The 14,848-nt window shown below is 38.9% G+C and carries 14 protein-coding genes; 11 read left to right on the top strand and 3 right to left on the bottom strand.

What is annotated here, in order from left to right:
- Window positions 1-10 precede the first annotated feature (10 nt).
- Window positions 11-265 carry a lipoprotein gene (locus tag H5161_RS06070; RefSeq protein ID WP_024597375.1) on the top strand — a complete coding sequence of 85 codons (255 nt, stop codon included), beginning with the start codon at window positions 11-13 and terminating at the stop codon, window positions 263-265.
- 54 nt (window positions 266-319) lie between these two features.
- On the opposite strand, the gene H5161_RS06065 is transcribed toward H5161_RS06070, so the two are convergent.
- The 3 genes from H5161_RS06065 to H5161_RS06055 form a co-directional block, all read right to left on the bottom strand.
- Window positions 320-1,672 (bottom strand): hypothetical protein, encoded by a 1,353-nt coding sequence (locus H5161_RS06065; protein ID WP_182725174.1) that lies wholly within the window; start codon window positions 1,670-1,672, stop codon window positions 320-322.
- A gap of 104 nt (window positions 1,673-1,776) precedes the next feature.
- On the bottom strand, window positions 1,777-4,359 hold the full coding sequence (locus H5161_RS06060) for a TonB-dependent receptor (protein ID WP_182768921.1): 2,583 nt from the start codon (window positions 4,357-4,359) through the stop codon (window positions 1,777-1,779).
- 622 nt (window positions 4,360-4,981) lie between these two features.
- The gene (locus H5161_RS06055; protein ID WP_039490088.1) at window positions 4,982-5,407 is read right to left on the bottom strand and encodes a hypothetical protein; all 426 of its coding nucleotides are present in this window, start codon (window positions 5,405-5,407) and stop codon (window positions 4,982-4,984) included.
- Window positions 5,408-5,747: 340 nt separating this feature from the next.
- Between H5161_RS06055 and ccoN the strand changes: the two genes are divergently transcribed.
- From ccoN to uspE, 10 genes are all read left to right on the top strand, one after another.
- A complete protein-coding gene (ccoN, locus tag H5161_RS06050) occupies window positions 5,748-7,181 on the top strand; it encodes a cytochrome-c oxidase, cbb3-type subunit I (RefSeq protein WP_002961515.1) in 1,434 nt (477 codons plus the stop codon).
- Window positions 7,182-7,193: 12 nt separating this feature from the next.
- Window positions 7,194-7,868, top strand: a complete 675-nt coding sequence (ccoO, locus tag H5161_RS06045) for a cytochrome-c oxidase, cbb3-type subunit II (RefSeq protein ID WP_024597379.1) — start codon at window positions 7,194-7,196, stop codon at window positions 7,866-7,868.
- Between the two features lie 6 nt (window positions 7,869-7,874).
- A complete protein-coding gene (locus H5161_RS06040; protein ID WP_024597380.1) occupies window positions 7,875-8,060 on the top strand; it encodes a CcoQ/FixQ family Cbb3-type cytochrome c oxidase assembly chaperone in 186 nt (61 codons plus the stop codon).
- Window positions 8,057-9,091 carry a cytochrome-c oxidase, cbb3-type subunit III gene (ccoP, locus tag H5161_RS06035; RefSeq protein WP_138488889.1) on the top strand — a complete coding sequence of 345 codons (1,035 nt, stop codon included), beginning with the start codon at window positions 8,057-8,059 and terminating at the stop codon, window positions 9,089-9,091. The genes H5161_RS06040 and ccoP overlap by 4 nt, the downstream gene beginning before the upstream one ends.
- A 149-nt stretch (window positions 9,092-9,240) precedes the next feature.
- Window positions 9,241-9,732: a FixH family protein gene (locus tag H5161_RS06030; RefSeq protein WP_002963075.1), complete on the top strand. Its 492-nt coding sequence runs from the start codon at window positions 9,241-9,243 to the stop codon at window positions 9,730-9,732.
- Between the two features lie 8 nt (window positions 9,733-9,740).
- Entirely contained in the window at window positions 9,741-12,116 is a 2,376-nt protein-coding gene (locus tag H5161_RS06025) for a heavy metal translocating P-type ATPase (RefSeq protein WP_182768920.1), read from the top strand.
- Window positions 12,113-12,280, top strand: coding sequence for a cbb3-type cytochrome oxidase assembly protein CcoS (gene ccoS / locus H5161_RS06020; protein ID WP_182768919.1), 168 nt, complete (start codon window positions 12,113-12,115; stop codon window positions 12,278-12,280). The genes H5161_RS06025 and ccoS overlap by 4 nt, the downstream gene beginning before the upstream one ends.
- Window positions 12,273-12,944, top strand: a complete 672-nt coding sequence (locus H5161_RS06015; RefSeq protein WP_039490095.1) for a sulfite exporter TauE/SafE family protein — start codon at window positions 12,273-12,275, stop codon at window positions 12,942-12,944. The genes ccoS and H5161_RS06015 overlap by 8 nt, the downstream gene beginning before the upstream one ends.
- Window positions 12,945-13,014: 70 nt before the next feature.
- Complete coding sequence (locus H5161_RS06010; RefSeq protein WP_002963069.1) at window positions 13,015-13,752, top strand: FNR family transcription factor; 738 nt, start codon at window positions 13,015-13,017, stop codon at window positions 13,750-13,752.
- Window positions 13,753-13,855: 103 nt separating this feature from the next.
- Entirely contained in the window at window positions 13,856-14,788 is a 933-nt protein-coding gene (gene uspE / locus H5161_RS06005; RefSeq protein ID WP_182768918.1) for a universal stress protein UspE, read from the top strand.
- The last annotated feature ends 60 nt before the right edge of the window (window positions 14,789-14,848 follow it).

Genomic DNA, 14,848 nt, shown 5'->3' with positions numbered 1-14,848 from the left:
GGATATAACAATGAAAAAACTCCTTATCATCGCAGCTACATTAAGCCTTGCGGCTTGTTCTAAGGTAAGTCTTGAAAATTATGAAAAAATTAAAGTAGGCATGGATAAGACTGAAGTTGAAACTATTTTAGGCAGTGCTGATAACTGTGTTGAAAAAACACTACATACTAACTGTGTATGGGGCGATGAAGCAAAAAATATCGAGATCACGCTAGTATCAGACAAAGTAACTTTATATAGCAAACATGGCTTAGCTAATAAATAAAGTGACCAAATATTAGGGGCTTATTGTATCAGCCCCTTTTAAAATTAATTAAACTCATTTTTTGGAGTAGATAAGCTCAATATTAACGATTTTACTGCGATTTAACGTTATTTTATAGCGTTGATAAAGTGTTTTATCTTCCTCAGTTAGCACAAGTACCATGTTTAATTGATAACGCCTTTCTACAGCCTGCTTAGAAATTTTATTACTGTCTAAATGATATAGCTTCCCTTCACCACGTTTTAAATAACGTGCAAATGGTGCAAGATTAAATTGTAGCGTGTGCTGTAGTGTATCGTAGCCGGGCAAAAATTCTTTCGCACTAACACGTGTCTCACTTGCAAAGTGTAACCACTGCGCAGCTTGTTTATTTTGTTGACGACGTTTTGAAAAAATAGATTTCACTTCTTTAGGTATTTTTTTAAAGCGCATGTATTCAAGCCAAATTAACTGACTCGCTACTTTGTCTTTGGTAATACTATTTTTAAAACTAAATCGCCACTTAGGTCGCCCTTGTACAATGGCTCGCCAAATCATACGTGTAATATCTTCTTTAAATATTTCACGTAGCCCGTAAATAACCCCTAAAATTAAAATAAGCGTCGCGGTGACTTCCGTAAACGTTGAGCGAGCATTGAGTATTACAACCATCACAAATGCCATGATAACGGCTGTAACAGTGCCTTTAACTAATCGCTTAAGGTAGCTGTTAAGAAACCGCGTTTGACGCTGTAATATTACGCCGTGCTCAATTAAGCGTTGTAACAAGCGCATTTTATTTGTTATTCGATTTGCGTCTTGCATGGTTGTTTCAGAGTTGTAGCTTTTCTCTGCTCGATACGTATTTTCGCTTTTACAAAACTGCAGTAAATCGTTACGCTCTTTTGCATAATCGCTACTACGTGGGCCTTCATCTAAAAGCTTTAAAAAAGATTGCTCAACATGCCAACTTAAATAGTTATCAGCATTGGTAAAAAATGGCAGTAGTTTTTCGTCATCTGGTGTGTAGCGACGCAGCTTTTTTAAAAGCCCTTCGCTTTGCTCATATACCTCTTTAGCACGTTTATAAAAGTCTTCGGCTTCATCAATTTTTAACGCGTCTTTTATATCGGCATCAAGGGCTAAACGTACTTGGTAACAAAATAAATTAAGGTTTTGCCGGTAATCTTGTTGCTCACCTTTGTTTTTACTAACAAAACGGCTTCGCACTAAAGGCAAGTGTATATTGTTAGCGTTATACGCTAGGTGTGATTTAAAGTGGTTATTAAAGTAAGATTCTTCGGTAAGTGTTTGCGGATTGATCCCCATTTCATTAGGGATAGAAAAATACAGATCTATGCGCTGTTCAGAACGAGGAGTTAGTTCTGGTTCAATGACAAAAGATAAGTTTTCATCTTGTTTTAACAATTAGTTCTCCTTCTAAAATATCGTTTTAGTGTACTTGCCTCCTTTATTTTGTTCAATAAAAAAGGCTCAGTAAATACTGAGCCTTAATAAGATTAATGTGCTAGTTAAAATTTAACATTTACACCAGCAAATACACGACGGCCAAGTACATCATATGTGTACGGGTCAGTATTAGAATCGTTGTTACCTGAGTAGTATGGTGGTTGCTTATCGAATAAGTTATTTACACCTGCAGTTAACGAAACCATGTCACTGATAAAGTAAGAACCGCTCACATCATGGTAAACAACAGATGGTGTTGTTGGTGCATAACATGTAGATTCTTTACCTAAACAGCTGTAGCTATCCATTCCTGCAATGTAACGTGCTTTGTAGTTAGCAGACCAAGCATCACCTTTAACATCTAGCTCAAAGTTTGCTTTTACGTCAGCATAACCACCTATACCAGAAGTAATTAAACCAGCGTAATCAATGCTTGATTCAATAACATCAACAGTGTACTCGTCAAGGTAAGTAACATCTAATGACGTATTCCAAGCAAGGCCAGCTAAATCAAATTTGTAATTTAAGTTTAAGTCATAACCTTTTGTTTGCTCATAACCTACGTTTTGTAGTTGGTTATTAAACGCGATACGACCTGTGCTTTGGTTAAAATCGATATTTGCTGAACTACAAAGTGCTGTTGATTGATTCGCTAAAGAGCCATCTGTTGCAAGACATGAATCAACAATGTATTGGTTGTTTACTGTAGCAATAGCGTTTTCGATTTCAATGTCGTAGTAATCTAACGTCATTGAGAAACCTTCAAACCATTCTGGTTCGTAAACTACACCAACGGTAACTGTATCAGCTAATTCAGGTGTTAATTGGTCATTACCACCAACGGTTACTTCAGCCTGATCTTGTGCACCGGTGAAGCTAACTTGCTCATAAGATGGAGAATCACCTGAGTATAGCTCAGCAACTGTAGGAGCACGGAAAGCTGTAGAACGAACACCACGAAGCATTAATTCGTCGTTTACACGCCAAGTTAAACCAAGTTTCCACGTTTCATCAGAACCAAATGTGCTGTAATCAAAAGCACGGATCGCAGCGCTTAATTCTACATTTTGTGCAAGATAAGCATCTGCAACTAAAGGAATAGCCAGCTCAAGGTATGCTTCGTTTACATCAAAACGACCGCTTGTTGCATCAACGCGTGGATCATTTGCAAGACCTTGTGAAGTGATCGAATCTGGTGTGTACCACGCTTTTTCTTCACGGCGTTCAAGACCTGCAGCAAAACCTACAAAGCCCGCAGGTACTTCCATTAACTCACCAGAAAGCGCAGCTGTAATCATAAATAATTGACTGCCGCCTGAGTTTTGCTCAGTGTAAACATAATCACTAAAGCTACTGCTTGACCATGAAGCTTGTGAAAGTGGGTTAAAGTTACCAGCTTCAATTTCGCTTTGAATTGAACCCATATTGTGAAGGTTGCTTAAGCGATCTACTGAGTCATTACGACCAAAAATTACTGATGTATCCCACTCTAAACCGTTATCTAAATAACCTGCAGCACCGATAACAGAACGAACTGTATCAACTACTTGAGATGAATCACGTGTACCAGTGTCAACCATACGACGGCCGTAAGAAACTTCATCACCGTAATTAATATTTTGGTCGATTAAAGAATCACCCATCCACTCAGCGTAGTCAAAGTCGAACCATACTGGTTGAGGTGCTAGTTGCTGCTCTGACCAACGTTTTGAGTATGTAAACTCAGAGTATAAACGCGTTTCATCAGTTAAATCAAAACTACCAATACCTGTAAGGTTTAAACGACGCATTGGCGTGTATAAGTAGCTAGATTGCGAATAGTTGTAAGCATCACTAGTACCAAAGTCGTGCCAACCATTATCAGCTTGACCTTGTAAAGATTCATCACCTGACCAAACATGACCATTAGGAGTATAAGAAGAACCAGAACAGTACGGAGCACTGCCATCGCCATCTTCAGTTAATGGACAATCAGAAAAGCTACGATCAGCCTGAGAAGCATCGCCACGGTCTGTGTACTGCAAACCGATTACAACGTTACCACGACCGAAGTTACCACCCATTGTAATATCAAAAGACGTTTCATCTGCATCACCTTCAGTAGTGATTGCTGATTTAACATTAAGGTCTAAGCCTTCAAAGTTATCTTTTAAGATAATATTTACAACACCCGCAACAGCATCAGTACCATAAACAGCAGATGCGCCATCTTTAAGCACTTCAATATGCTTGATCATAGATACTGGGATAGTATTTAAATCAACTGTAGAAGCTGCGCCTGTACCTGAGTTGATCATACGGCGGCCGTTTACAAGTACTAAAGTACGTTGTGAACCTAAACCACGTAAATCAATTGATGCATTACCACCAGAACCATTATTGATACCTGGGTTTGTCATTGCGCCGCCTGTAGCGGTCATTTTTTGTAGTACAGAATCTACTGATACTGCGCCTGAAGCAGCAATATCGTCAGCACCGATAATAGTAACTGGGCTAGCGGTTTCCATATCTGCGCGCTTAATGCGAGAACCCGTTACTTGAATTTTTTCGATTGCTTGTGCTGAGTCTTCAGCAGCAAGAACTTGCACACTTGAGAACATTGGAAATGCTGCGATTACAGCTAAACCAAGAGTTGATTTTTTCATGAAAGAACCCTACTTGTTGGAAATTTACCTTTATTGGTAATGCTCACTTTTTATTAGAATAGTGAGTCAGGTGGGCAACTTAGGCGCTTTTAACTGAACGAAAACTTAATGGCAGCTCAATTTATATCAAGAAATAAAATTGAATAACCATAGTAGGTACATAGGTTACATTATGTTTCAGTGTTAATTAATAAATACACTTTGAAAACAATACCTTGAAAAGACAAGGAAACATTAGAAACACACCTGAAACCAAAGTGATTCACTTTGTAATCAAATGTAATTAACTGAGCTACGTACCAAAAACAGACAAATTAACAACTTAATCACAGCACATTATTAAAACCGCAAAACTAAATGTTAATTAATAACCATATTTATGCATACTTGATGCTTAAATAGTCTTATTTAGTCTCTTTGGAAGGTTTTTTGATTAGATTTTTTTATTCAGTCGTAATTAAAGTTGAACTTTTTGAGAGCACTTATTCACTATTGAAGTTTTGTCAGTATTAAAACCTAAAAAGGCAATTTTATTGATCTTGTCTCTCAAATAATCGTATGTATAAGAAAACGAACTCACATCAAAAATGTAAGCTGTATACAAGAGTTTGTAGTCGCAACTTTAATACGTAACGTAAAAAGAGTAATTGAGTGTTTGTATTACAGAGGTGGCATTATCTTTAACGGTTAGTTCTAAATTCCAAAGCATATTTTGCTCTGAACAAATACCAACCATAGTATTACTTTGCCAAAGATCATTATGTTTTTTAAATTTTTGGGGAATGTAACCCATGTACATAGTGATGCCTTTAAGCTTGGCATCTTCAATTGTAACGTTTGCAGGTAAGTCACTAAAGATAGTAAATGGGGTTTCGGGGGAAAGGGTTTTCTCGCTTAACCATACTTTAACATCATTTGAAAAAGTACAAGGCAAATTGGCTTCGCACTGGGCATTTTTAAGAAATTTTTCATCTGTATTTTTAGAAAAATCACACGCTGTTAATAAAAAAAACACCACAGTGAATAAACTTAACCTATATATAAGCATAACAATTTCGCACTAAAGAAAAGCAAATACTAATAATCGTGACTGTAAATAACAAGTGCGAGTGTTACTATTAGGCCAAATTAGGCACAAACTGTATCAAAAAATAAACAACAAGCTCACAAAGTTTGATTGATGTCATAATTTTATGTAATTGACCTATCTTTTTTAGGCCAAAAAATTTATCATTTCACCCGCAAAAAATAAGGGTTTCTCAAGTTTTTTTTCTGAAGTTTTCATGTATTGAAAGTTTTAGGTAACACGCTTGAGAAAAATAGTAGGCCCCACTTTTAATAGTGGGTAATTCATTTCTAAACGCATTTATTGCAGCGGAAGCCAGAAAATGAGCCAAACAGTAGCATCACAAACTGAGTATAACTATAAGGTTGTACGCCAATTCGCTATTATGACAGTGATTTGGGGCATCGTTGGCATGAGTATTGGGGTTCTGATTGCTGCCCAATTAGCTTGGCCAGCACTTAACTTTGATACACCATGGTTAACTTACTCTCGACTACGTCCGTTACACACGAACGCAGTAATTTTCGCATTTGGTACTAGTGCACTGTTTGCGACGTCTTATTACGTCGTACAACGTACTTGCCAAACGCGTCTTTTCTCAGACAAACTCGCCGCCTTTTCATTTTGGGGCTGGCAGCTAGTTATTGTATTAGCAGTAATTACATTACCACTTGGTATTACTAGCTCAAAAGAATACGCAGAACTTGAATGGCCAATCGATATTTTAATCGCTGTGGTTTGGATTGTTTACGCTATTGTATTCTTTGGTACTTTAATCAAGCGTAAAGTGTCGCACATTTATGTTGCTAACTGGTTCTATGCTGGCTTTATTATTACTGTTGCAGTACTACACATTGTAAACAGCATGGCAGTGCCTGTGTCGTTAACTAAATCATACTCAATCTACGCAGGTGCGGTAGATGCTATGGTTCAGTGGTGGTACGGTCATAACGCTGTAGGTTTCCTATTAACTGCTGGTTTCTTGGGTATGATGTATTACTTTGTACCAAAACAAGCAGGTCGCCCAGTTTACTCATACCGTTTATCGGTAGTTCACTTTTGGGCATTAATTTCATTATACATCTGGGCAGGTCCTCACCACCTTCACTACACTGCACTTCCTGATTGGACGCAAAGTTTAGGTATGGTTATGTCTATTATCCTATTCGTACCGTCTTGGGGTGGTATGATTAACGGTATTATGACCCTATCAGGCGCATGGCATAAACTGCGTACTGATCCAGTACTACGCTTCTTAGTTGTTTCATTGTCTTTCTACGGTATGTCTACGTTCGAAGGCCCTATGATGGCAATTAAATCTGTAAATGCGTTATCTCACTACACAGATTGGACGATCGGCCACGTACACTCAGGTGCACTAGGTTGGGTTGCTATGATTTCAATTGGTGCTATTTACCACTTAATTCCTGCGTTATTTGCGCAAGGTCGTATGTATAGCGTTAAATTAGTTAACACCCACTTCTGGTTACATACTGTAGGTGTTGTTTTATACATTGTTGCAATGTGGATCTCTGGTGTAATGCAAGGTCTAATGTGGCGTGCGGTAAATGCCGACGGTACATTAATGTACAGCTTTGTGCAGTCTTTAGAAGCGTCGCATCCTTTCTACATTATGCGTTTTGTAGGCGGTGTATTCATCGTAACAGGCATGTTAGTTATGGCTTATAACGTTTTCCGTACAATTTCAGCTGAGAAAGAATCTCTGAAGTTAGACGCGCAAGCACAATTAGCATAACGGAGTGAGATGATGAGCAATAAAAATTCACAAAACAAACATGAAATAGTAGAAAAGAACGTTGGCCTTATGGCTATTCTGACTGTTTTTGCTATCAGCTTTGGTGCATTAGTTGAAATTACTCCGCTAATGTTCCAAGACGACACAACTAAACCAGTAGAAGGCCTACGCCCTCTTAATGCTTTAGAAATGGAAGGCCGTGACATATATGTACGTGAAGGTTGTTATAACTGTCACTCACAAATGATCCGCCCTTTTCGTGATGAAGTTGAGCGTTACGGTCACTACTCTGTAGCAGGCGAGTCAGTATGGGATCACCCTTTCCAATGGGGTTCTAAACGTACTGGCCCTGACCTTGCTCGCGTTGGTAAACGTTACTCGGACGATTGGCATTATGCTCACTTAGTTGACCCACGTGCTGTGGTTCCTGAGTCGAATATGCCAGGTTTTCCTTGGTTAGCAGAGGATAAGGTAGACACAAGCCTGACTCTGAAAAAACTACAAATTTTCCGTGATACTTTTGCTATTAACCCAGAAAACCCTAAACACCCGGGCCTAGGTTATGGCAGCGACGAAGAACTTAAAGCTGATGTTGAAAAAGTTAACGCTATGAATAACGGCGAAGGCGCAACAGAAATCCAAGCTCTAATCGCGTATTTACAGCAACTTGGTACCCACTTGAAGTAAATTATTATGGATTACGGAACATACAGAGGCATTTTGACTCTGGTAATTTTAGTATTGTTTATTGTGATTGTTGTATGGGCATACAGCAAGCGTAGCAAAAATCGTTTTGATAGCGCTGCTAATGCCATTTTCGAAGATGAAAAAAAACATAACAACACACTCTCTAACGAGGAAAAGGAGTCTGAAAAATGACTAGCTTTTGGAGTATTTGGGTTATTGTATTAACCCTTGCATGCTTATGCATCATCTTTGGCCTATTAGTTTGGAACTTAAAAAACTATGCTGGCGTAAAAGAAGGTGAAAGCTGTGGACATGAATTTGACGGCATTGAAGAGCTAAATAATCCACTACCAAAATGGTGGACCTACATGTTTTTCGCAACTTTTATTTGGTCAGTATATTACCTTGCAGCTTTCCCAGGTTTAGGTAACTGGGAAGGTTTTGGTAAATGGACTAGCTCTAACCAAGGTATTACGTCTTTAGCTGAATCTAAAAAAGCAGTTGCAGAGGCCAAAGCAGAAGGTCGTTTTGTTAAACTTGATAAAGAGTATGAAGCTGCAGAAGAACGCTTTGGTCCTATTTTTAATCGACTTGCACAAGTGCCGGTTTTAGATTTAGTTAATTCTAAGTTTGAAGGTGACGCAGCGCAGCAAGTTGCTCTTGAAAATGGTGACAAACATGAACAAACAGATGGTCAATTAGCCATCGAAATTGGTCAGCGTTTATTCTCACAAAACTGTGCGCAATGTCACGGCTCTGATGCACGTGGTGGAACAGGCTTCCCTAACCTAACTGATAAAGATTGGTTATATGGCGGTACACCAGACAAAATTAGAGAAACACTGCTTAATGGTCGTATAGCTGCAATGCCAGCTTGGGGCGATGCTCTTGGTGAGCAAGGCGTTAAAGAAATGACTGCACATGTGCTGAGCCTTTCTGGTCGTACTGTTAACCAAAAAGATGCTGCCGCAGGTAAAGCTAAGTTTGCAATGTGTGCAGCATGTCACGGTGCTGACGGTAAAGGGTCGGTTGCACATAACCTACCATTTGGCGCGCCTAACCTGACTGATAACATTTGGTTATACGGTGGTTCTCAACGTGCTGTTGAAGAAACACTTAACCACGGCCGTGCTGGTGTAATGCCTGCTTGGAAAGACATTTTAGGTGAAGATAAGATTCACTTATTAACAGCCTACGTTTACAGTTTATCGCAAGATAAATAAGCACGCGGTTAATAAAATGTTTATAAACTAATTTATTTAATTCAATAGATTAATCCAGATCAAAAAAGCCTCCAGTCGGAGGCTTTTTTTTAGTCTTTTACGTATAATTCCTATAAAATAACGCTTCCTAAACTAATTTTAGAGACACTATGCAACCTACTCCGTGGTATAAAAATTTTTGGCCTTGGTTTTTAATCTTTTTTCCGTTAGTTGCCATTATTGGCTGTATTAGCTTATTTATTACGGCAATAGGTAACGGCCCAGATATGGTTGTTGACGACTACTACAAAAAAGGCAAAGCAATAAACTTAGAACTGACTAAGTTTGAAAAAGCAAAAGCACTTTACTTACATGGCGAATTAAATGTTACCAACGAGCGTGTAAGCTTTAAGTTTACAAAAGGTGACAGTAGCAACGTACATGTTTTAAAACTTTCGTTTTACCACCGTACTATTAAAGCGCATGACTTTGAGGCCACACTTACACCTAATGCCAATCAAGAATTTACTGCATTACTTGATAAGTATACGCCAGGTGCATATTCTGTATTTATTGAGCCAATTGATGGCAGCTGGAAACTAAAAGAAAACATTGTTCTACCGACGGCTGAAACCGTTTTAGTTACTCCTAACTATAAGTAATCATCACTATGTCTCACTCTTGCTTTCATTGCCTTGAAAGTGTGCCAAACGGATTTAGCGCAAACGTTATAATTGACGATATAGCCCAGCCAATGTGTTGCATTGGCTGCCAAGCAGTTGCGCAAAATATTGTTGATCAAGGTATGACTGATTATTATAAATACCGAACTGTTCGCGCAGGCAAGGTTGAGCAACTGGTACCTGAGCAACTCGCATTTATAAAAAGTTATGACAACGAAGATATTCAAGACGAATTTATAGCTACTAACGACAATATCTCAGAGGTATTGTTGAGTGTTGAAGGTATAACCTGCGCAGCGTGTGCATGGCTTATCGAAAAACAACTCTTAAACTTAAAGACTGTAAAACGGGTTGATGTAAATACATCCACCAACCGCGCGATGATCCAATGGGATAAAACCAACACCCCATTGAGTGAAATTATTACTTCCTTAGCCAAAATTGGTTATAAAGCCTACCCATTTCAATCAGATATTGAAGCTCAACAAAAGCAACAAACTGCCAAAGCCTATATTCGCCGCTTAGGTGTTGCAGGCTTAATGACCATGCAAGTTATGATGTTTGCGTTTGCCATGTACTTTGGCATGTTTTCAGGGATGGACAGCAATTTTGAGCAGTATTTTAGATGGATTAGCTTAGTACTCGCCTCTCCGGTTATTTTGTACAGCGCACTGCCCTTTTTAACCAACGCCATAAATGGCTTAAAAGCAAAACAGCTCAATATGGATTTACCCGTATCGCTGGCTATTTTTGGTGCGTTTGGCGCAAGTTGTTACGCCACATTTATGCAAGTCGGCGAAGTATATTTTGAGTCTGTGTGCATGTTTACCTTTTTACTTTTATTAGGTAAGTACCTTGAATTTAGAGCGCGTTTAAAAGCGAGCGAATTTACTGCCAACTTACAAAAATTATTGCCATTAACAGCCCGCACCATTAACGACAGTGGTGAAGAACTTATAATTGCAGCCAAAAAACTAAAACTTAATGACGTAGTACTCATTAAAGCGGGTGAAACAATCCCTGCCGACGGCAAACTTATAAAGGGTAAAACTACGGTTGATGAATCAATGATGACGGGCGAACACCAACCCGTTACAAAATTTATCGGCCACAATGTCTACGCCGGTTGCGTTAACCATGACGGCGTTATTGAAATAAAAATTAATAAAATTGGCCAAAATACACTTTTAAATCAAATAATACGCCTGCAACATAACGCATTAACCAAGCGCCCTAAACTGGTTGAAATTACAGATAAAGTCGCACAGTGGTTCATAGCTTGTTTGCTTGTATTTGCTTCACTTACAGCTATTGGCTGGTACCAAATTGACCCTGAACACGCATTTTGGATCACCATTTCGGTTTTAGTTGCTACCTGCCCATGTGCCCTGAGTTTAGCCATACCAACCGCACTTACATGCGCGGTTGCAACCTTGACCCGTAAAGGCGTATTAATAAAACAAGCGCATGTGCTCGAAACACTCTCACAAATTACGTTATTTGCCTTTGATAAAACAGGCACACTTACTCAAGGTAAATTTAGCCTAGATGAAGTAGATATACTCGATAAGCAATACACAAAAGCGCAAGTGCTAGATATGGCAGCTATGTTAGAGCGTTATTCTGAGCACCCTATCGCCAGCGCATTTGATGAAATTACTCCTGCTCACCACAATCTTAATAACGTTGAAGTGCATCCAGGTCTGGGAATTAGCGCACAAGATGCAACTAATCATTATGCAATTGGTAAAAGTGGTTGGTTTGATAGCAAAAAATCAAATGCACAAGCAAGCTTGTATATAAATAAGCAGGTTGTTGCACGTTTTTACTTTATTGATAAAGTAAAAAACGATGCTAAAAAGCTTATAGACTCACTTCAATCGCAAAATTTAACGTGTCATATGTTAACCGGTGACGCATCAGATGCTGGGCAAAAAGTAGCTAAGCAACTCAACCTTGAAAGTGTGCAATCTGGGTGTTCGCCACAAGATAAACAAACAGCCGTTGAAAAATGGGCGTCACAAAACGAAGTTGTAGCAATGGTCGGCGATGGCGTAAACGACAGCCCTGTATTTGCCAGTGCGCATTTATCCATTGCAATGGAAACCGGTGCTGACATATCAAAAAATAGCGCCGATGTAGTGCTCCTTAATAGCGATTTAGCTTCAATTGATCATTTACTCAATGTGGCAAAACAAACCAGACGAATTATTAAGCAAAACCTTGCGCTGTCTTTATTGTATAATGCGTCCATATTACCATTGGCAGCACTCGGCTTAGTCGCTCCGTGGATGGCTGTTATTGGCATGTCTGCCAGCTCAATTATTGTGATTAGTAATTCACTAAGGCTATTAAAGTTATGAGCATAATTTACATTTTGATCCCCATTGCCATTTTGTTTGTCATTATTGCTACAGGCGTTTTCTTTTGGGCCGTAAAAAGTGAGCAGTTTTCTGATTTAAATAAGCAAGGTCATAGTATTTTGTTTGAAGACGACAAAGAGCAACATAACAAAAGTAATGATTGACCCTCTTTACACCAGCGCATTTTTAATGGGGCTAATAGGTAGCGGTCATTGCATTGCCATGTGCGGCGGTATTGCAAGCTCATTACAACTGGCAAGTGATAAACGCAAAACATTTACCTATTCATTTGCCTATAATACCGGGCGTGCACTGAGCTACATGGCAGCAGGTGCACTTGTTGCTGGTATTAGCAGCCAATTTGCTAGGCAAAACACATCTTTTTCTTTAGCACTTTCATTCATTGCAGCTATTTTTATGCTCCTAGTCGGCGTGTATATAATGCGCTTGGGTCCTACGTTGCAATGGTTAGAAAAAATTGGTAAAACCTTAGTGTGGCAACACATTGTTAAGCTAAATAAATACTTAATGCCTATTAACTCACCATTTAAAGCCCTAGGTTACGGTGCTTTGTGGGGATGGCTTCCATGTGGACTTGTTTACTCAGCACTTACATGGGCGATGACTAGCCCAAGTGCCCTAGACGGTGCTTTAGTGATGCTATGTTTTGCTTTGGGTACTTTCCCCGCAATGATCACGTTAGGCGTTACCGCACAAAAACTAAATAGTATTATTAACCACCCTTGGACCCGAATTGTATTGGGCAGTGTTATAATCTGGTATGGTATCTACTTATTGATAATTGCAACTGACAAGCTGATACAATAACCTATTCGCAGTATTAACCTTTTATGGTTATTTTGCAGTCGTGTGTATAAAAATTTAAACGGATTAAATTATGGATTTCTCTCAAAGTCGCGCTAAAGGTAATTGTGCTATTAGCTGTAATAACTGCAGTATTAGTCAATTGTGCTTGCCATTTTCTCTCAATGGCCAAGAAATGGATAAGCTAGACGAAATTATTGAGCGAAAAAAACCACTCCATAAAGGCGATTATCTATTTGAATCAGGCGCACCTTTACAGGCTATTTATGCTGTACGCTCTGGGTCATTTAAATCGTACACATTATCAGAGCAAGGTGATGAGCAAATAACCGGGTTTCATTTAGCGGGTGACTTAGTAGGCTTTGACGCGATAAGTAAAATGGCGCACCAGAGTTTTTCACAAGCACTTGAAACGTCAATGGTGTGCGAAATACCATTCGATACCCTTGACGAACTTGCTGGTAAATTACCAAAACTTCGTCAACAAATAATGCGCTTGATGAGCAGCGAAATTACATACGATCAAGAAATGCTGTTATTACTCAATAAAAAATCAGCAGAAGAACGCTTAGCTAGTTTTATTTATAACCTGTCAGAGCGTTTTGGTGAACGTGGTTTTTCACGCAAAGAATTTAGATTTACCATGACTCGCGGTGAAATAGGTAACTACTTAGGCCTTACCGTAGAGACCATTAGCCGTTTATTAAGCCGTTTTCAAAAAGCCGACTTAATTAAAGTAGAAGGTAAATTTATTACAATTTTAGATAATGATGCCTTAGCTAAAACGGCAGCAATCGTTAAGCCTCGCTAAATTAAATAGTTTGATTTAGAACAACAATTTATATGCTACCCCTTTAACTGTTTTATATTTGCGTTACACTAATTGTACACCCGTTAGGCAAATGGAGTAGCATATGAACACTATTAAACGCATTATTGCGGTTATTGACCCTACCAAAGACGATCAACACGGTTTATCACGTTCAATAGACTTAGCCAAAAAATCTGGCGCAAGTATTACCGCCTTTATGACGGTTTACGACTTCTCTTATGAAATGACAACGATGCTATCTGGCGATGAACGCGAAGCAATGCGTGATGCCGTACTAAAAGATCGCCAGCTATGGCTTAAAGATTTGGTTTCACCTTACAAAGATATAGATATTGACACCCAAGTGGTTTGGCATAACCGTCCTTATGAAGCCATAATCGATACTGTAATTGATCAAAAGTACGATTTAGTAATTAAAGGCACACATCAACATGGTGCACTTAAATCCGTTATTTTCACCCCTACCGACTGGCATTTAGTACGAAAATGCCCTGCCCCGGTGTTGTTTGTTAAAGAAATGGCATGGCCAGAAAACGGTAATATTTTAGCTGCTGTGAATTCGGTTAGTGAAAACGAAGAACATGTAGCACTTAATAAACGGGTAATTAAAGACGCACAATTTTTATGTGAACTTGCCAACGCAAAACTTAATTTAGTTAATGCTTATCCTGCAACGCCCATAAATATAGCAATCGAAATTCCTGAGTTTAACCCTGGACTTTATAACGAATCAGTTAAAAAACACCACATTGAATCAACCAATGCACTTGCTGCTGAGTTTAATTTAAGCCAAGAGCAATGTTTTATTGAAGAAGGCCTACCAGAGGATGTAATCCCTGATGTAGCTAAGCGGTTAAATAGTGAATTAGTAGTTATAGGTACCGTTGGTCGTACAGGCTTAAGTGCCGCTTTAGTAGGTAATACAGCAGAGCATGTAATTGATAGCCTTGACTGCGATGTACTAGCACTCAAGCCCGATGGTTACGTAAGCCCGATGGCAAAGAAACTAGATTAATTAAAAATTTAGCAAGTAACATCCAGTTTGTTACTTGCTAAAAATACCGTGTTTAATTAC

It is taken from the genome of Pseudoalteromonas sp. SG43-5, from assembly GCF_014164345.1.
Taxonomy (GTDB): domain Bacteria; phylum Pseudomonadota; class Gammaproteobacteria; order Enterobacterales; family Alteromonadaceae; genus Pseudoalteromonas; species Pseudoalteromonas distincta.
This window is presented reverse-complemented; position numbering and strand designations above follow the sequence as displayed.